Source organism: Agromyces salentinus, from assembly GCF_009749395.1.
In the GTDB taxonomy this organism is placed as follows: Bacteria; Actinomycetota; Actinomycetes; order Actinomycetales; family Microbacteriaceae; genus Agromyces; species Agromyces salentinus.
Map to the genome: position 1 here is coordinate 53,844 of NZ_WBIR01000010.1, position 15,796 is coordinate 69,639.

17 protein-coding genes are annotated in these 15,796 nt (G+C 70.1%); 3 read left to right on the top strand and 14 right to left on the bottom strand.

What is annotated here, in order from left to right; genetic code table 11:
- Window positions 1–15: 15 nt before the first annotated feature.
- Window positions 16–1,671: a coiled-coil domain-containing protein gene (locus GQQ95_RS11410; protein ID WP_246205424.1), complete on the top strand. Its 1,656-nt coding sequence runs from the start codon at window positions 16–18 to the stop codon at window positions 1,669–1,671.
- Between the two features lie 17 nt (window positions 1,672–1,688).
- Entirely contained in the window at window positions 1,689–2,753 is a 1,065-nt protein-coding gene (locus GQQ95_RS11415; RefSeq protein WP_157427794.1) for an AI-2E family transporter, read from the top strand.
- Between the two features lie 56 nt (window positions 2,754–2,809).
- On the opposite strand, the gene GQQ95_RS11420 is transcribed toward GQQ95_RS11415, so the two are convergent.
- The 9 genes from GQQ95_RS11420 to rpsB all read right to left on the bottom strand — a co-directional run bounded on the left by GQQ95_RS11420 (window position 2,810) and on the right by rpsB (window position 9,493).
- A complete protein-coding gene (locus GQQ95_RS11420) occupies window positions 2,810–3,565 on the bottom strand; it encodes an alpha/beta hydrolase (protein ID WP_157427795.1) in 756 nt (251 codons plus the stop codon).
- A complete protein-coding gene (locus tag GQQ95_RS11425; protein WP_170297043.1) occupies window positions 3,562–3,864 on the bottom strand; it encodes a hypothetical protein in 303 nt (100 codons plus the stop codon). The genes GQQ95_RS11420 and GQQ95_RS11425 overlap by 4 nt, the downstream gene beginning before the upstream one ends.
- Before the next feature lie 62 nt (window positions 3,865–3,926).
- Complete coding sequence (locus tag GQQ95_RS11430) at window positions 3,927–4,580, bottom strand: aggregation-promoting factor C-terminal-like domain-containing protein (protein WP_246205427.1); 654 nt, start codon at window positions 4,578–4,580, stop codon at window positions 3,927–3,929.
- A gap of 65 nt (window positions 4,581–4,645) precedes the next feature.
- Window positions 4,646–5,200 carry a DivIVA domain-containing protein gene (locus tag GQQ95_RS11435; protein ID WP_157427796.1) on the bottom strand — a complete coding sequence of 185 codons (555 nt, stop codon included), beginning with the start codon at window positions 5,198–5,200 and terminating at the stop codon, window positions 4,646–4,648.
- Window positions 5,201–5,220: 20 nt separating this feature from the next.
- A complete protein-coding gene (locus tag GQQ95_RS11440; RefSeq protein WP_157427797.1) occupies window positions 5,221–6,201 on the bottom strand; it encodes a phosphatidate cytidylyltransferase in 981 nt (326 codons plus the stop codon).
- A 9-nt stretch (window positions 6,202–6,210) separates the two neighbouring features.
- A complete protein-coding gene (gene frr / locus GQQ95_RS11445) occupies window positions 6,211–6,765 on the bottom strand; it encodes a ribosome recycling factor (protein WP_157427798.1) in 555 nt (184 codons plus the stop codon).
- A gap of 32 nt (window positions 6,766–6,797) precedes the next feature.
- Window positions 6,798–7,529 (bottom strand): UMP kinase, encoded by a 732-nt coding sequence (gene pyrH / locus GQQ95_RS11450; RefSeq protein WP_157427799.1) that lies wholly within the window; start codon window positions 7,527–7,529, stop codon window positions 6,798–6,800.
- 170 nt (window positions 7,530–7,699) lie between these two features.
- On the bottom strand, window positions 7,700–8,524 hold the full coding sequence (gene tsf, locus GQQ95_RS11455; RefSeq protein WP_157427800.1) for a translation elongation factor Ts: 825 nt from the start codon (window positions 8,522–8,524) through the stop codon (window positions 7,700–7,702).
- 39 nt (window positions 8,525–8,563) lie between these two features.
- Window positions 8,564–9,493: a 30S ribosomal protein S2 gene (gene rpsB / locus GQQ95_RS11460; protein WP_157427801.1), complete on the bottom strand. Its 930-nt coding sequence runs from the start codon at window positions 9,491–9,493 to the stop codon at window positions 8,564–8,566.
- A gap of 555 nt (window positions 9,494–10,048) precedes the next feature.
- Between rpsB and GQQ95_RS11465 the strand changes: the two genes are divergently transcribed.
- Window positions 10,049–10,489 carry a M23 family metallopeptidase gene (locus GQQ95_RS11465; protein WP_246205428.1) on the top strand — a complete coding sequence of 147 codons (441 nt, stop codon included), beginning with the start codon at window positions 10,049–10,051 and terminating at the stop codon, window positions 10,487–10,489.
- A gap of 42 nt (window positions 10,490–10,531) precedes the next feature.
- Here GQQ95_RS11465 and GQQ95_RS11470 read toward each other — a convergent pair whose 3' ends face one another.
- The 5 genes from GQQ95_RS11470 to GQQ95_RS11490 all read right to left on the bottom strand — a co-directional run bounded on the left by GQQ95_RS11470 (window position 10,532) and on the right by GQQ95_RS11490 (window position 15,731).
- The gene (locus GQQ95_RS11470) at window positions 10,532–11,512 is read right to left on the bottom strand and encodes a tyrosine recombinase XerC (RefSeq protein WP_157427802.1); all 981 of its coding nucleotides are present in this window, start codon (window positions 11,510–11,512) and stop codon (window positions 10,532–10,534) included.
- A gap of 71 nt (window positions 11,513–11,583) precedes the next feature.
- Complete coding sequence (locus tag GQQ95_RS11475) at window positions 11,584–12,504, bottom strand: metallophosphoesterase (RefSeq protein ID WP_157427803.1); 921 nt, start codon at window positions 12,502–12,504, stop codon at window positions 11,584–11,586.
- A 22-nt stretch (window positions 12,505–12,526) separates the two neighbouring features.
- The gene (gene dprA / locus GQQ95_RS11480) at window positions 12,527–13,840 is read right to left on the bottom strand and encodes a DNA-processing protein DprA (RefSeq protein ID WP_157427804.1); all 1,314 of its coding nucleotides are present in this window, start codon (window positions 13,838–13,840) and stop codon (window positions 12,527–12,529) included.
- Window positions 13,837–15,375, bottom strand: coding sequence for a YifB family Mg chelatase-like AAA ATPase (locus GQQ95_RS11485; RefSeq protein ID WP_157427805.1), 1,539 nt, complete (start codon window positions 15,373–15,375; stop codon window positions 13,837–13,839). Before GQQ95_RS11485 ends, dprA begins: the two co-directional genes overlap by 4 nt.
- The gene (locus tag GQQ95_RS11490) at window positions 15,375–15,731 is read right to left on the bottom strand and encodes a YraN family protein (RefSeq protein ID WP_157427806.1); all 357 of its coding nucleotides are present in this window, start codon (window positions 15,729–15,731) and stop codon (window positions 15,375–15,377) included. The genes GQQ95_RS11485 and GQQ95_RS11490 overlap by 1 nt, the downstream gene beginning before the upstream one ends.
- Between the last annotated feature and the right edge of the window lie 65 nt (window positions 15,732–15,796).

Genomic DNA, 15,796 nt, shown 5'->3' on the forward strand with positions numbered 1-15,796 from the left:
AATCAGGTGAATCCCGTGCGCCCCCACGATGCGGGACAGAGCCCGGAGGAAGAATTGGCCGTCGAAGAGACCGAGTTCACGCAGGTTTTCCGTGGATACGACAAAGACGAAGTCGACAAGAGCATCAATGGCCTGCGTCGAGACATCATCACCGCGAACAACCAGCTCGCCGAGCAGACCAAGGAGCACAAGCGTCTCCTGGCCCGCATCGAGGAGCTGAGCGCAGAACTCGAAGAGGTCGGGAGCCCGACCTTCTCCGGCCTCGGCACCAAGCTCGAGAACACCCTCCGCGTGGCCGAGGAGCAGTCCACCCGCCTCATCGCGCAGGCCGACATCGATGCGGAGAAGCTGCGCCGCGCGGCCGAAGACGAGGTCCACCTCCTCCGCTCCGACGCCCACGAGCTCGCCGAGCGCACCCTCAGCGAGGCGAAGGCCCAGGCCGCACGCGTCCTCGAGAACGCACGGTCCGAAGCCGACGACATGGTCTCCCGCGCGCACGAGGCGAGCGAGCAGCTCCGCCAGGATGCCGCACGCGACGCCGCGGCCATCCGCGGCGCCGTGAACACCGAGGCGGCAGAGCTGCGCACGAGCGCCAAGCGCGACGCCGCCGCCGCCGTCGCCGGTGCGGAGCGCAAGGCCTCCGAGATCCTCCTCGCAGCGAACACCGAGGCCACCGAGGCCCGCGCGACGGCTGCGGGGCTCGCCCAGGAGACCGAGCAGACGCGCGCCGAGGTGGCGATCGAGCTCGACCGGGCACGTGCCGACCTCGCCAAGGAGACCGAGCAGGCTCGCATCGACCTGGCCGCCGACACCGAGCAGTCGCGTCTCGACCTCGAGCGCGAGGCCACGGAGGCGCGAGCCGCCATCGAGGCGGAGATCTCCGAACGACGAGCCGCCCTGGTGCACGAACTCGAACAGGCCCGCACCGATCTCGACCGCGAGCTCGCGGCGAGCAAGGCCGAGCTCGCGCAGCAGCGCGAGCAGGCCGACGTCGACCTGGCCCGCGAGGCCGAGGCCGCCCGCCTCAAGCTGCAGCACGAACTCGAGCGCCTCAGGGCCAAGCACGCCGCCGACCTCGACCAGATGCGCGCCGACCTCGCGCTCGAGCAGGAGCAGGCCCGCGCGGACTTCGATGCGGAGTCGGAGCAGTCCCGCATTGACCTCGACAACCAGTTGACGTCCATGCGCAAGAAGACCACTCACGAGGTCAACCGCATGCGTCGCGAGATCGAGAAGGCCCACCTCGACCTCGAGGCGGAGCTCTCCACCAAGCGCGACGAGGCCGAGCAGGAACTGCTCGCCACCCACCAGGCCGCGGTCGCCGAGACCCAGAAGTTCCTCGACGACGCGAACGCCGAACTCGCCGAGGCGATCGCTCGTACGGCCGACAGCCGTGCCGAGGCCGAGCGCCTCGAGACGCAGGTGCGCACCGAGATCGCCGCGGTCCGCGACAAGGCCGACGACGAGGCCCGCGACCGCATCGCCGACGCCCATGCGCAGGCGCGGAAGCTCATCGCCGACGCGGAGGAGCGCACGCGCGCCCTCGTGGCCGACGCCGAGGACCGGCTCTCGCAGATCAAGATCGAGCGCGACGCCGTGGCCGGGTACTTCGAGAGCCTCCGGGGCGTGCTCACGCAGGCCGAGCAGGTCGCCGCCGCGAGCCGCAGCTAGCGCGGACGGCGGGGCCGGTGAAGATCCAGAACGCGTTCCGAATCGGCCTCGCCGGCACGCTCGGCGTCGGGGTGGGCATCCTCATCCTCACTTCGATCGCCAGCCTGTCGACCGTGCTGACCTACGTCGGCGCGGCGCTCTTCCTGGCCCTCGGGCTCGAACCGGCCATCGGCTGGCTCGAGCGCCGCGGGCTTCCGCGCTGGTCGGCGATCCTGATCGTCATGACGGGCGTCGGGCTCATCCTGGCGGCGCTCGTGCTCGCGGTCGTCCCGATCGTCGTCGAGCAGATCAGCCAGCTCGTCGAAGAGGTGCCCGCGATCGTCGAGCGGGTGAACTCGCAGGACTGGGTCGAGGCGCTCACGCGGCAGTTCCCGCAGGTCAAGATCGAGGAGATCTTCGAGCAGGCCACCTCGGCGATCACCGACTTCTTCACCAACCCCGAGAAGTTGTCCGAACTCGCCGGCGGCGTGTTCCAGGTCGCGGTCGCGATCGGCGCGGGCATCTTCGCCGCCGTGATCGTCTTCATCCTCACGCTCTACTTCTCGTCATCGCTCAACGTGATGAAGCACACGGCCTACCAGCTCGTGCCGGCCTCTCGTCGCGCCCGCTTCGCCGACCTCACGGAGCAGATCACGCAGTCCGTCGGCCGTTACGTCCTCGGCCAGGCCGGCCTCGCAGCCTGCAACGGCGTGGCGAGCTTCATCTTCCTCTCGATCATCCAGGCGCCCTTCCCGGCCGTACTCGCGTTCGTCGCGTTCATGTTCTCGCTCGTGCCGCTCGTCGGCACGCTGTCCGCGTCCATCGTGATCGTGCTGGTGTGCCTCATCCCCGGACTCGGCTCCCCGCTGACCGCACTCGTCGCCGCGATCTACTACCTCGTGTACATGCAGGTCGAGGCGTACGTGCTGAGCCCGCGCATCATGAACCGCGCGGTCAAGGTTCCCGGCGCACTCGTCGTCATCGCCGCGCTCGCCGGCGGCACGCTGCTGGGCGTGCTGGGCGCGCTCGTGGCCATCCCGGTCGCGGCATCCATCCTGCTCATCGTGAAGCAGGTCGTGATCCCCCGCCAGAACACCCTCTGACGCTCCATCGGCGTCGTCCGGCGCCGGACCACGTGCGATCCACGCTCGCGACGGCCTCAGCCCGACGAGCGAGCCTGCTCCGCAGGGACCGGCCAGGTCGTCGGGAGCGGGGAGGCAGCCGGGTTGACGGCTGCGACGATCTCGTCGAGGACCCGCCGCGTCTGCGACTCCCCCACCCAGAGGTGCCGTCCGCCTTCGACGTCGATCCGCCGAATGCGTGGAAGCACGGCGAAGCGCTCGGCCGCGGCATCCGGTCGCAGGTAGTCGTCGAGCTCCGGGATGAGCGCGACGAGCGGCACCGGCGACCCGTTCCACCGCTGCAGTTCGGCCTCCGTGGTGCGATGCAACGGAGGCGACAGGAGGACTGCGCCGGCGATGTCGTGCTCGAGCCCGTACTTCAGGGCGAGTTCGGTGCCGAAGGACCAGCCGACCAACCAGGGGTTCGGCAGCCCGCGTTGCGCGACGAATGCCATCGCCGCAGCGACATCCTCCCGTTCGGCGATCCCCTCGCCGAATGACCCGTCGCTGGTTCCGCGAGGTGAACTCGTGCCCCTGGTGTTGAACCTCAGCACCGCCAGGTCCGCGAGCGCGGGGAGCCGCGCAGCCGCCTTGCGAAGGATGTGCGAGTCCATGAACCCGCCGGCCGTGGGCAGTGGATGCAGCGTCACGAGTGTAGCGACCGGGGGCCGGTCGAGCGGTGTGGCGAGTTCGCCGACGAGGGTCAGCCCATCCGCCGTGTGCAGCTGGACCTCCTCCCGGTTCGCCGGAAGTTCAGCGCCCGCGCGGATCTCGATTGGTTCTGGCTCGGTCATCGTGTCCTCCAACAGTGTAGATGCCAATGACGACGGGCCGCGAGGTCGGCCGCGTCGCCGAGGACGCCGTCGGCTCGCCAGACGACCACATGCGCGACGCCTGGCGACACGTCCTGCCCGCATCCTGGGCAGACGTAGGTCTTGACGGCCTGGGCTTCGGACACGGGCTGGACGTTCCACTCGCGTCCGCCCCTGGACTCGGTTCGGCGCCAGCCGGAACTCAGGCGTTCGACGTCGAGTTCGGGGTGCGGCTCACGCGCCTTGGCCGCGCGACCATGGGATCGGTTCGAGCGCGGCATGCGTCCAAGTCTAGGACGGGAGACGGGATCGCTCGTCACCGACGCTGCCCCGGGGCGGTCGGTCAGTACCAGCCGACCGACTCCGAGTGGGCCCAGGCGCCGCAGGGCGTGCCGTACCGACCCTGCACGTAGCCGAGACCCCATTCGATCTGGGTGCCGGCGTTGGTCTCCCAGTCAGCGCCTGCGGAGGCCATCTTCGAGCCGGGCAGCGCCTGCGGGATGCCGTACGCCCCACTCCCGGCGTTGTAGGCGTTCACGCGCCAGCCGGACTCCTTGTTCCAGAGCGCGACGAGGCAGTCGAACTCCGTCATCGCCCAGCCCCTCGCTGCGACCGCTGTGGCCGCATACGCCTGCGCCGAACCGGGATCGGGCGTCACGGCCGGCGGGGCCCAGCCATCGCTCGCGCTCGTCGACGCCGGCTCGACGTAGGCGGGCTTCGCCTCGACGGCGTACTGCTCCTTGCTCGCACCGATCGTGAAGTCACCGCCGACCTCGATGGCCTGCGCCTCCGCGCCCCCGAACCGGTCGATCGTGGGGCGGTCGGGCCCGGCGGTCGCTCCGATGCTCGGATCCACCAGGTGAACGCCGACGAAGCTGAGGGCCGCACAGAACGCGAAGACGACGGTTGCGGCCTGCTTGACCGGGCCGCGGGTCGTGACGGGTCGCGGCGTGGTCGGCGTCTCGACGCTTCGCCCGGATCCGTTGTGCCTGCCCACGATTCGTCGAGTGTATCGGAGGTCGTCCATGCTCGCTGACCGGCGTCCGCCGGTCGATCGCCCGCTCAGCGGACGGCCTGCATCACGTCGATGACCGCGTCCAGCACGAGGTCGACCTGCGACTCCCGGTAGCCGCCGCGCTGGGTCGTGAACACCACGCTGCGCACGTCTTCGATGGAGATCGGCCAGCCGTCGCGGAAGTACCTGGTGAGCTTGTCGGCGAACTTGTCGACATCACGAACCCGATAGCCGAGGGCGATGGGGCTCACCCGATCGAATCGGTGGCCCTCGACACGTGCGAGGCGGTTCGACACGACCTGCGCGGTCGCGCGGGCCTCGGCGAGCCAGACCTCGTCGCCGTGGAGACGAGCAGCCACCTGGCGCTCCTCGGCGGCGAAGGCGTCCTCGAGTCGCTCCAGGGCCGCATCGACGTCGGCGGTGACGTACCCGCCCTTCTGCAGGCCGAAGGCGGTGAGGCGGATCCGCTCCGAGTTCAGCGGCGGGTCGTCCGGCGACGGGGTCCCGTCGTAGGCACGGCGGGCGACCTGCAGGAACTCGTCGACCTGAGCGGTGTTGTAGCCGCGCTGGGGCTTGCGCGTGCGAGGGAAGGTGGAGTCCACCGACCCATTATCACCGAGCCTCACCCGAAGATGCGGAACGCCACGAACGCGACTGCCGCGGACGGGAGGATCGAGTCGAGCCGGTCGAGGACCCCGCCGTGGCCAGGCAGCCAGGAACTCATGTCCTTGATGCCGAGATCTCGCTTGACCAGGGACTCGGCGAGGTCGCCGAGCGTGGCCGTGAGGAAGATCGCGACGCCGAAGATGAGGCCGAACCACCAGGTGTTGCCGAGCAGCAGGACGGACAGGAGCACGCCCGCCACGATGCTGACTCCCGCGCCCCCGGCGAACCCCTCCCAGGTCTTCTTCGGGCTGATCACCGGTGCCATCGGATGCTTGCCGAACATGAGGCCGAACGCATACGCCCCCGTGTCCGCCGAGATCGCCACGATGACGAACGCGAGGGTCCACCACTGCCCACCATCTGCAGCGGTGAGAACCACTGCGAACGTGGCGAGGAAGGTCACGTACCCCTGGACGAAGGCCCCGGCGACGAGGTCGCGCCCGAGCGCCCTCCCCGAGCTGCGCCCGCTCGACAGTTGCTGCGCGAGCCGCCAGACGGTCACCAGCGCGATGCCGCCCAGCACGGCGAGGAACTGCCCGCCTGCCCCGCCGTAATACGCGAACGGGACGGCGAGCACCGCCGCGACGACGGTCGGGATACGCGGAACGTCGTATCCGCCCTTGCGGAGCGCCTGCGCGAGCTCGTAGGTCGCGAAGCCCGCGATGACGACCGCGAACACCATGAACAGCTCTTTGACCACCAGCAGGCTGAGCAGGAGCGCTCCGCCGAACACGAGCCCGATCAGGGTCGCAAGGATCAGGTTGCGGCCGGTGCGGGCGTTGATCTTCTCCTGGGCTTGGTCGAACTGCGCCTTGGACGCCTCGAACTGGCGTTCGAGATCGGCCTTCTTCGCGTTGACCTGAGACCGGAATTCATGGCGCGCGCTGCGCTCCCGCCCCCCGGCGTCCGTATCGTCATGTTCAGGGACGCCCGACATGGTGTTCCCTCAGACCTCGAGGAGTTCGGCTTCCTTGCGCTTGAAGGCGTCATCGATGGCATCCACGTTCGACTTCGTGATCTGCTCGAGTTCCTTCTCGGCGCGAGCGACCTCGTCGTCTCCGACCTCGCCCTTGAGCGCGTCGAGATCGTCCTTGGCCTTGCGACGGATGTTCCGGACGGAGACGCGAGCGTCCTCGGCCTTCGACTTCACGATCTTGACGAACTCCCGACGACGCTCCTCGGTGAGTTCGGGCAGCGTGACGCGCACGATGTTGCCGTCATTCGACGGGTTCGCGCCGAGGTTCGGCGTGTCGCGGATCGCCTGCTCGATGTCCTTCAACGCCCCCTTGTCGTAGGGGGTGACGACGAGGGTGCGGGCCTCGGGGTTGGCGAGCGATGCCAGCTGCGCGAGCGGCGTGGCGGTGCCGTAGTAGTTCACCAGGATCTTCTGGAAGAGCTGGGGGTTGGCACGGCCGGTTCGGACCGACGCGAAGTCGTCCTTGGCGACCTCGACGGCCTTCTGCATGCGTGCGGTGGCATCGGACAGTACATCCGCGATCACGGGGGCTCCTTCGGTTCGCTGCTCAGTACAGTCTATCGAGTCGGCGACGGCTCGCTGTTGCTGACGATGGTGCCGAGATCGGCACCCAGGATCGCCGCGGTGACGTTGCCGCCGGGCGACATGCCGAACACCTGCATCGGCATGCCGTTGTCCATGCAGAGGCTGAACGCCGTGGAGTCGACGACCTTGAGGCCGCGCTGGAGCGCCTCCTGGTAGGTGATGCGGTCGATCTTGTGCGCATCGGGATTCGTGCGCGGGTCGTCGGAGTACACGCCGTCGACCCCGTTCTTGGCGACCAGCACGACGTCCGCATCGATCTCGAGCGCACGCTGTGCGGCCACGGTGTCGGTCGAGAAGTACGGCAGACCCGCACCCGCGCCGAAGATCACGACGCGGCCCTTCTCGAGGTGTCGCTCCGCACGCCGCGGAATGTAGGGCTCAGCCACCTGCGTCATCGAGATCGCGGACTGGACCCGCGTCTCGGCGCCGGCCTGCTCGAGGAAGTCCTGGAGGGCCAGCGAGTTCATCACGGTTCCGAGCATGCCCATGTAGTCGGCGCGGCCACGGTCCATGCCGCGCTGGGAGAGCTCGGCGCCTCGGAAGAAGTTGCCTCCGCCGACCACGATCGCGATCTCCACCGTCCGCGCCGCGTCCGCGATCTCTCGCGCAAGGGCACTCACGACATCGGGGTTCACGCCGAGCGATCCACCACCGAACGCCTCCCCCGAGAGCTTGAGCATGACCCTTCGTCTACGTTCCGTCATCCCCGACCGTTCCTTCCCCTTGAGAGACAAAGCTAGTGGTTCCCGTGCGCCCGCGCGGTGCCGGACGCATCGGTGTTTTCCGCGACCCTTCGGTCAGCGGGCGTCCGGAATCGTCCGGACACAGCAAAGGAGTCCGGATCGCGTGGCGATCCGGACTCCTTCACGACGACTTACGCCGTGGCCTTGAAGCGGGCGAACGAGGTCACGGTGAGGCCGGAGTCGGCCAGCACCTTCTGGACCTGCTGCTTGTTGTCGCGCGCGTAGTCCTGCTCGAGCAGGGCGACCTGCTTGAAGAACGAGGTCAGACGCCCCTCGATGATCTTCGGCAGGGCGGCCTCGGGCTTGCCCTCGTTGCGGCTGATCTCGGTGACGATCTCGCGCTCCTTCTCGACGACGTCGGCCGGAACCTCGTCGCGCGTCAGGTAGGTGGGATCGAACATCGCGATGTGCTGGGCGATCGCGCGAGCGGTCTCCTCGTCATCGCCCGAGTAGGACACCACGACGCCGATCTGGGGCGGCAGGTCCTTCGAGGTCTTGTGCAGGTACACCGCGAACTTCTCGCCGGGCAGCGTGACGGCACGCGTGAGCGCGACCTTCTCGCCGAGGATGGCGGCCTGCTCATCGATGACCTCGCCGACGGTCTTGCCGTCGAGCGGTGCCGCGAGGGCGGCGTCGACATCGGCGGCGCCGGCTGCGGCGACCGCGTCGAGCACCTTCTCGGCGAGCGTGACGAACTTGTCGTTCTTCGCGACGAAGTCGGTCTCGCACGCGAGCTGGATCAGGGTGTAGCCCGCGGGCGACTCCTTGGCAGCGACCAGGCCTTCGCTCGTGGAGCGATCGGCACGCTTCGCGTTGCCCTTCGCGCCCTTGAGACGGAGGATCTCAGTGGCCTTCTCGAGGTCGCCGTCGGCCTCCTCGAGCGCCTTCTTGGTGTCGACCATGCCCGTGCCGAGCTGCTCGCGCAGGGCCTTGATGTCGGCGATGCTGATTGCCATGTCCGGCATTCTCCTTTGAGTCTGAGTTGGTCGGCGGAATTACTCTGCTGCAGCCTCGGCAGCGGCCTCGTCGTCGGCCGACTCGGTCGCGGCGACCTCGGTCGCAGCCTCGTCGACGACCTCGGCGGCCTCGACCTTTGCCTCGGCCTCGGTCTCGGCGACCTTCTCGGTCTCCGCAGATGCCTGCTCGGGGGTGGTCTCCGAACCGGCCTGGAGAAGCTCCTTCTCCCACTCGGCCAGCGGCTCGACGGCCGAGACGTTGCCGGCTTCCTCGGGCTTCTGGTGGCGCTCGATGAGGCCCTCGGCCGCGGCATCCGCGATGATGCGGGTGAGCAGTGCGACCGAACGGATGGCGTCGTCGTTGCCCGGGATCGGGTACTGGACCTCATCGGGGTCGCAGTTGGTGTCGAGGATGCCGATCACGGGGATGCCGAGCTTCTTGGCCTCGTCGATCGCGAGGTGCTCCTTCTTGGTGTCGACCACCCAGAGCGCCGACGGCGTCTTCGACAGGTTGCGGATGCCGCCGAGCGACTTGTGCAGCTTGTCGAGCTCGCGCTTCTTGATGAGGAGTTCCTTCTTGGTGAAGCCACTCGTGGTGCCTTCGAAGTCGAGCTCCTCGAGCTCCTTCATGCGCGCGAGGCGCTTGGAGACGGTCTGGAAGTTGGTGAGGAGGCCACCGAGCCAGCGCTGGTTCACGTAGGGCTGGCCGACGCGGGTCGCCTGCTCGGCGATGGACTCCTGCGCCTGCTTCTTCGTGCCGACGAAGAGGATGGTGCCGCCGTGGGCGACCGTCTCGCGGACGAAGTCGTACGCCTTGTCGATGAAGGCGAGCGACTGCTGCAGGTCGATGATGTAGATGCCGGAACGCTCGGTGAAGATGAACCGCTTCATCTTCGGGTTCCAACGGCGGGTCTGGTGCCCGAAGTGCACGCCGCTGTCGAGCAGCTGGCGGATGGTGACGACGGCCATGAGCCGTACTCCTTTGTTCTCAGTTGACGCTCCGACCGGCGGCCGGAACCCTGGTGCCCGGCACGGCTCCGCCCGGTGCAGTTCGCGAGAACTGGGTCGGGACTGAGTGGAGTCGTTGGCCGAAATGGCACGCGTAGTCACCTCGACAGGCGAGGTGCTCCTGCCACTCTACCATCGCGACCTGTCCTCCCCAACCGGCGGCGGTGGCGGAGTCGGGGCGGTTCCGGCCCCTCGTGAATCCGGATGCCGCGAGCGGACGAGCATCGCAGCATGAGAGTTCGAACCGACCGGCGTCCACTGAAGAACGACTCGCGTCGCCGGGGCCCGGCCCTCGCGTCGCGCGGCGCTCTCTCACTCCTCCTCGTCGCGCTGGCCGCGGCGTTCATGCCGGCGGGCGGATCCGCCTCCGCGTCCGCTCCAGCGGCGGAGGTGCGGCCGAGCGATGCAGGTCTAGCCGCCGCCGTCGCCGCACCTCCTCGCTCCGAGTCGGCCGGATCATCGGCGCCCGATGCGGTCGCTCCCGTCCGTACCCGGTCGAACGAGGTGATCCCCCGGATGCTCCTTCGCCCCGGGGTTGACGTGGTCGAGGCGGATCCCTGGACCTGGCCGACGCCCATCCCGATCAGGGTCCTCGCTCCGTTCCGGGCTCCGCCCACGCCCTACGCCGCGGGACACCGCGGCGTGGATCTCCGAGCCACGCAGGGCGAGGCGATCGTCGCGCCGGCGCCGGGCGTCGTGACGTTCGCCGGCCCGGTCGCCGGGCGCCCGGTGATCTCCATCGATCACGGCGGTGGCGTCGTCAGTTCGATGGAGCCGATCGAGGCCTCCGTCGCCGTCGGCGATCGGGTCGCGCAGGGCGCGGCGATCGGCACCGTCGGCGACGGAGAGCACTGCGAGGACTGCATCCACCTGGGCGTGCGCATCGATGGCGAGTACGTGTCACCGATGTTGTTCCTCGGCGGCGTGCCGTGGGCGATCCTGCTCCCGCTCGGCTGAGGCGGAGCGGCTCCGCCGAGGGCCCGATGCCCGTGGACTCCCTCAGGCGCGCGGGTGCGCCGTGCGGTAGGTCTGCTTGAGGCGCTCCGCAGACACGTGCGTGTAGATCTGCGTGGTGCCGAGGCTGGCATGTCCGAGGAACTCCTGCACGGCGCGAAGGTCCGCTCCCCCGTCGAGCAGGTGCGTGGCGGCCGTGTGCCGCAGTGCATGCGGACCGCTCGGCCCTGTGCCAGGCAGCTCCTCGAGCACCGATGCCACGAGCCGGTGCACGCTGCGAACCCCCATGCGAGCGCCGCGAGCGCCGAGGAAGACCGCCCCGGCGGCATCCGTCGCTGCGGCTCGTGCGACCCTGCCGCCCACGGCGCCCGCCGATGCTCGATCCCCGCCCGCTGCGGCGCCTGCTGCGGCGAGCATCGCCGGACGGGCCCGATCGACGTATCGGTCGAGCGCGCGCGCCGCCGGTGAGCCGTACGGCACGACGCGTTCCTTCGACCCCTTGCCCAGCACGCGCACCGTCCTCCTGCGCCGATCGAGGTCGGCGAGGTCGAGACCGACGAGTTCGGAGACGCGAAGGGCGGACGCGTACAGCAGTTCGATGATCGCGACGTCCCTCGCCGGGGTCGGCCGTTCGTCGGCGCAGCGCGCCTCCAACCGCGAGATGGCCTCCTCGAGGGCCTGCTGGCCGACGACGCGCGGGAGAGTGCGTTGCGCTCGCGGCGCCTTGAGCCGCGCACCGGCATCAGCGGGAATGAGGCCCGAACGCGTGAGCCACGCCGTGAACCCGCGAGCGGATGCCGCACGCCGCGCGATGCTCGCCCGCGCGAGCCCACGCTCGGTGGCCGCCCAGAGCCAGTCGCGCAGCACCTCCAGGTCGATCGCGGAGACGGTCGAGAGCCCACGATGCTCTGCGAAGTCGATGAGCTCCGCCAGGTCGGCGCGGTAGGCGGCGACCGTGTGCTCCGAGTAGCCGCGTTCGGCCCTCACGTGCGTCAGGTAGTCGTCCACCAGGGCGTCGAGCGTCATGGGTCCAGCCTCCCGCGTGCGATCGTCGCAGCTCCGACGGCGCGCCCGTCTCGCGGATCTGCCGCCCGGTCTCAGACGTGCGACTTGCGCGAGAACCGCTCGAGACGCTCTGCGGGCGGAAGCCCCGCGAGCTCGTCGAGGAATCGGCCGTCGAACTCGGAGACGACCGGCCCCGCACCGATCGGCACCACGGCTGTTGTCACCGCGTCGTCGTAGACGTGCACCAGCGTGAAGGACCGTCCGCCGTCGACCCCCACGAGTAAGCGCGGCGAGGCGGACGCGTCGATCGTGTAGGCCGTCGCCCCCGCCACCGCGACCGGGATGTCCGCGAAGGTTCCGTGGGTGGCGTAGTGGAGGTGTCCGCCGAGGATCAGGCGCACGCCTCGTCCGCGGATGACGGCCGCGAGCTCGTCCTGGCCCCGCAACTCGAGCACGTCCATCAGCGCGACGGGCGTCGGAATCGGCGCGTGATGCAGGGCGAGGATCGTGCCATGCTCGGCCGGCTCGTCGAGGACCCGATCGAGCCAGTCGAGCGTCTGCGCCTCGAGGGCACCGTGGTGGTAGCCGGGAACCGTCGAGTCGAGCGCCACGATGCGGAGGCCCTCGACCTCGATGACATGGTTCACGGGTGCGTCGGCACGGTCGTCAGATCTTGCCGGCCGCTCCCCGATCAGGAGCTCCGTTCGGAAGGTCGAGCGCTCGTCGTGGTTGCCCATGACCCATACGAGGCGGGCTCCGGCCGCGTCGGCGAGCGGGGCGAGGACGCCTCGCACGCGCCGGTAGGCATCGGCTTCGCCGAGGTCGGCGACGTCGCCCGTGACCACGATGGCATCGAGTCGACCGCCCATTCGACCGAGTTGGATCGCCGTCTGCGCGAGCGCCCCGACCGTGTCGGCGACACCGCCGAGCATCTGGCCGCCGGCGAGCAGGTGCGTGTCGCTCACATGCGCGATGACCTGTCGCGCCGCCGGATACCTCCCGAACTGGACCATGTGCCCACCTCCCGCCGAAAGCCTACGGCCGACGTCGGCGGATCCAGCCGCTCCCCCGCCAGAGAGCGACGCCATCGAGTTCGAGGATCCCGAGGACGGCCATGACGTCGGACGCCGGGAGCCCGCTGCGTCTCGCCAGATCTGCAACGGTCCGCGGGGCGCGCGAGCTCAGCGCATCGAGCACTCGGATGGTCTCAGCGTCAGCGTCCGCTTCCGTGGCGGCGGACCCTGACCCGGCGCCAGCGACCGCGTTTCCAGCCGTCGGCACCGCTCCGCCCGCGAGCTCGAGCACTTGGTCCGCGTCGACGACGCAGACGGCATCGTATTCGCGCATGAGCCGGTGGCAGCCGGCCGATGCGGGGCTCGTTGCGGGTCCGGGAAGCGCGCCGAGCGGTCGTCCGAGCGCCGCGGCATGGCCGGCGGTATTGAGCGATCCGCTCCGCATGCCGGCTTCGAGGACGACGGTCGCGTCACTCGCCGCCGCGATCAGGCGGTTGCGCTGGAGGAACCGCCACTTCGTCGGCGACGCCCCGCAGGGGAGCTCCGAGAACACGGCGCCGGTCTCCACGATGCGCTGCAGCAGCGCATCGTGGCCCATGGGGTAGAAACGGTCGACGCCGCCTGCGAGGAAGGCGACGGTGACGCCGGAACTCGCGAGCGCTGATCGGTGCGCCATGCCGTCGATGCCGTAGGCGCCGCCCGAGACGACGGCGCACCCGCGATCGATCAGGCCGGCCGAGATCTCCATCGTCATGTGCTCCCCGTACCCCGTCGCAGCCCGGGCGCCCACCAGGGCGATCGGCCGCCCGGAGAGCGACAGCGCGTCGACGGAGCCGCGAACCCACAGGCCGATGGGCGCGTGCGCGCCGAGGTCGTCGACGCCCCTCGGCCATCCGGGATCGCCCGGCACGAGGAACTTCGCACCGACCCGATGCGCCTGCTCCAGGCCGCGGACGAAGCCGCGCTCGTCGATGCGCGGTGCCCACCGCGCGATGCCGTTGGCAGCCTCACGGAGCGTCACGGCTTCGCCGGCGTCCGCCGCCGTCGCACTCAGGCGGTCGGCGGAGACACGGTCGAGCAGGAGCTCGGCCGTGCACGTCGCCCCGAGCGCGGCGATCAGCCGGCCGAGCACGCCATCGCCCGGCTCACCGAGGCTGCCGAGCACGGCTCTCGAGAATGCCTCGACCATGCCCTCGGCAGGAACCGGTGCATCGGAACCAGCTCGCGCGCTCGGTGATGGCTGATCGTCGTGCGACTGCGTGGCCGGGGCCTCGGGTCGGAGCACGGCGAACTGGCGCTGCCAACGGGCGGCCGCCTTCCTGGCCAGCGCGCTCATCGCTCGAATCCCTGCCGGAAGTACAGCGCGCGCCCGACGTGCGCGATCGTCGGCGAATCGCACCCCGCGAGGTCGGCGAGTGTCCACGCGACCTTGAGGACCCGATCGTACCCGCGCATCGTGATGCCCCCTCGTTCGAGCGACCGGTCGAGCGCGGCGGTGATGCGACCACCCGGGTGCAGTCCGCCGGTGCCACGCAGCCACGGCCCCGGCACCTCTGCGTTCGTCCGCCATGGCGTGCCCTTGAGTCGCTCGGAGGCGGCCGCGCGAGCGGCGACGACGCGTCTGCGGGCCTCGGCCGACGACATGCCGGGCCGTTCGCGAGCCAGTCGAAGCCCCGCCGCCGTGAGACGCGGGACGCGCAGTTGCAGGTCGATGCGGTCGAGGAGGGGTCCTGAGATGCGCGCCATGTAGCGCCGCCGTGCGGCCGGCGGGCACGTGCACTCACTCGTGCCCTCGCGGCCGCACGGGCACGGGTTCGCGGCGATGACCAACTGGAACCGTGCAGGGAAGGACGCCACGGCATTGGCGCGATGGATGTTGATCGTGCCGGACTCGAGCGGCTGCCGGAGCACGTCGAGGACGGCGGCGGGGAACTCGGGTGCCTCGTCGAGGAAGAGCACGCCGTGCGAGGCTCGGGCCGCGGCGCCGGGGCGGATCAACCTGCTGCCGCCGCCGATCATCGCGGCGGCCGTCGCCGTGTGGTGCGGAGCCTCGAACGGCGGTCGGAACGACAGCGCCGAGGTCACCGCCCGGCCGGCCAGCGAACGCAGGCACGACACCTCGAGCGCCGCATCTGCGTCGAGGTCGGGAAGGATGCCGGGCAGCCGGGAGGCGAGCATCGTCTTACCTGCGCCGGGCGGGCCGATCATCGAGAGGTGATGGCCGCCGGATGCCGCCACCAGGAGCGCTTCGACGGCGTCCTCGTTGCCCGCGACCTCGGCGAGGTCTCCGGATGCCGCGTCGGCACCGACGACGTCGCCGGCGACGAACGGCACCGGCTCGACCTCGCGCGGCTCGAACCGCCCGCCGTGGCGGATGGCGGCCTCGAGCAGGGACACGACCCCGATGACCTCGATGCCGGGCACCAGCGACGCCTCGCCGGCGTTCGCGTGCGGGACCATGACGGTCTCGAAGCCCGCCCGCGACGCCGCCAGGACGGACGGGAGGATGCCGTCGATCGGACGCAGTCGCCCGTCGAGCCCGAGTTCGCCGAGGTGGACGACGCTCGCGACGGAGGCGACGGACACCTCGCCGGCCGCGGCCAGGCAGGCCATGGCGACCGCCAGGTCGAAGCCGGACCCATGCTTGGGCAGCGCGGCCGGCGAGAGGTTGACCGTGAGCTTCCGCTGCGGAAGCGGGCAGCCCGCGTTGACGGCCGCGGCGCGGACCCGCTCCCGAGCCTCCGCGAGCGCGGCATCGGGGAGCCCGATGATGGAGAATCCCGGCAACTGGGCGGAGAGGTCGGCCTCGACCTCGACGATCGAGCCGGTGAGCCCGAGGAGGGCCACGGCATGGGTGCGTGCGACCGGCATCAGCCGATGCCCTCGAGGTGCTCGATGAGGGCCGGGGCCTCCGTGGGAGCCAGCACCGCGACGGCGTCGATGCGGATGCGCGACGTGGCGGCCTCGGTCGCTTCGCACCACGCGATCGCGAGGCGCCGCAGCCGCGCGAGCTTGATCGGCGTGATCGCCTCGAACGGATGCCCGAAGTCGTGCGACGTGCGGGTCTTGACCTCGATGAAGACCGTCGCGTCCCCATCGCGCGCCACGATGTCGATCTCGCCGAGGCGACACCGCCAGTTGCGCTCGACCACTCGCAGTCCGCGAGCCTCCAGATGCTCGACCGCGAGTTGTTCGCCACGTCGACCGAGCTCAGCATTGTGGGCCATCAGCACCACCTCCGCGACCAGCGTGGCGGTGGTGGCGGCGGCGGATCGCGAACGGCCGCGAACGC

What these genes read in the sequence shown, in the direction of transcription:
- GQQ95_RS11425 (WP_170297043.1), bottom strand. Translation starts at nt 3,864, where the DNA reads ATGCCGCGCTCGAACCGATCCCATGGTCGCGCGGCCAAGGCGCGTGAG.
- pyrH (WP_157427799.1), bottom strand. Translation starts at nt 7,529, where the DNA reads ATGACGGAACGTAGACGAAGGGTCATGCTCAAGCTCTCGGGGGAGGCG.
- GQQ95_RS11440 (WP_157427797.1), bottom strand. Translation starts at nt 6,201, where the DNA reads ATGTCGGGCGTCCCTGAACATGACGATACGGACGCCGGGGGGCGGGAG.
- tsf (WP_157427800.1), bottom strand. Translation starts at nt 8,524, where the DNA reads ATGGCAATCAGCATCGCCGACATCAAGGCCCTGCGCGAGCAGCTCGGC.
- dprA (WP_157427804.1), bottom strand. Translation starts at nt 13,840, where the DNA reads ATGAGCGCGCTGGCCAGGAAGGCGGCCGCCCGTTGGCAGCGCCAGTTC.
- GQQ95_RS11420 (WP_157427795.1), bottom strand. Translation starts at nt 3,565, where the DNA reads ATGACCGAGCCAGAACCAATCGAGATCCGCGCGGGCGCTGAACTTCCG.
- GQQ95_RS11470 (WP_157427802.1), bottom strand. Translation starts at nt 11,512, where the DNA reads ATGACGCTCGACGCCCTGGTGGACGACTACCTGACGCACGTGAGGGCC.
- GQQ95_RS11465 (WP_246205428.1), top strand. Translation starts at nt 10,049, where the DNA reads ATGCTCCTTCGCCCCGGGGTTGACGTGGTCGAGGCGGATCCCTGGACC.
- GQQ95_RS11490 (WP_157427806.1), bottom strand. Translation starts at nt 15,731, where the DNA reads ATGGCCCACAATGCTGAGCTCGGTCGACGTGGCGAACAACTCGCGGTC.
- rpsB (WP_157427801.1), bottom strand. Translation starts at nt 9,493, where the DNA reads ATGGCCGTCGTCACCATCCGCCAGCTGCTCGACAGCGGCGTGCACTTC.
- GQQ95_RS11485 (WP_157427805.1), bottom strand. Translation starts at nt 15,375, where the DNA reads ATGCCGGTCGCACGCACCCATGCCGTGGCCCTCCTCGGGCTCACCGGC.
- GQQ95_RS11475 (WP_157427803.1), bottom strand. Translation starts at nt 12,504, where the DNA reads ATGGTCCAGTTCGGGAGGTATCCGGCGGCGCGACAGGTCATCGCGCAT.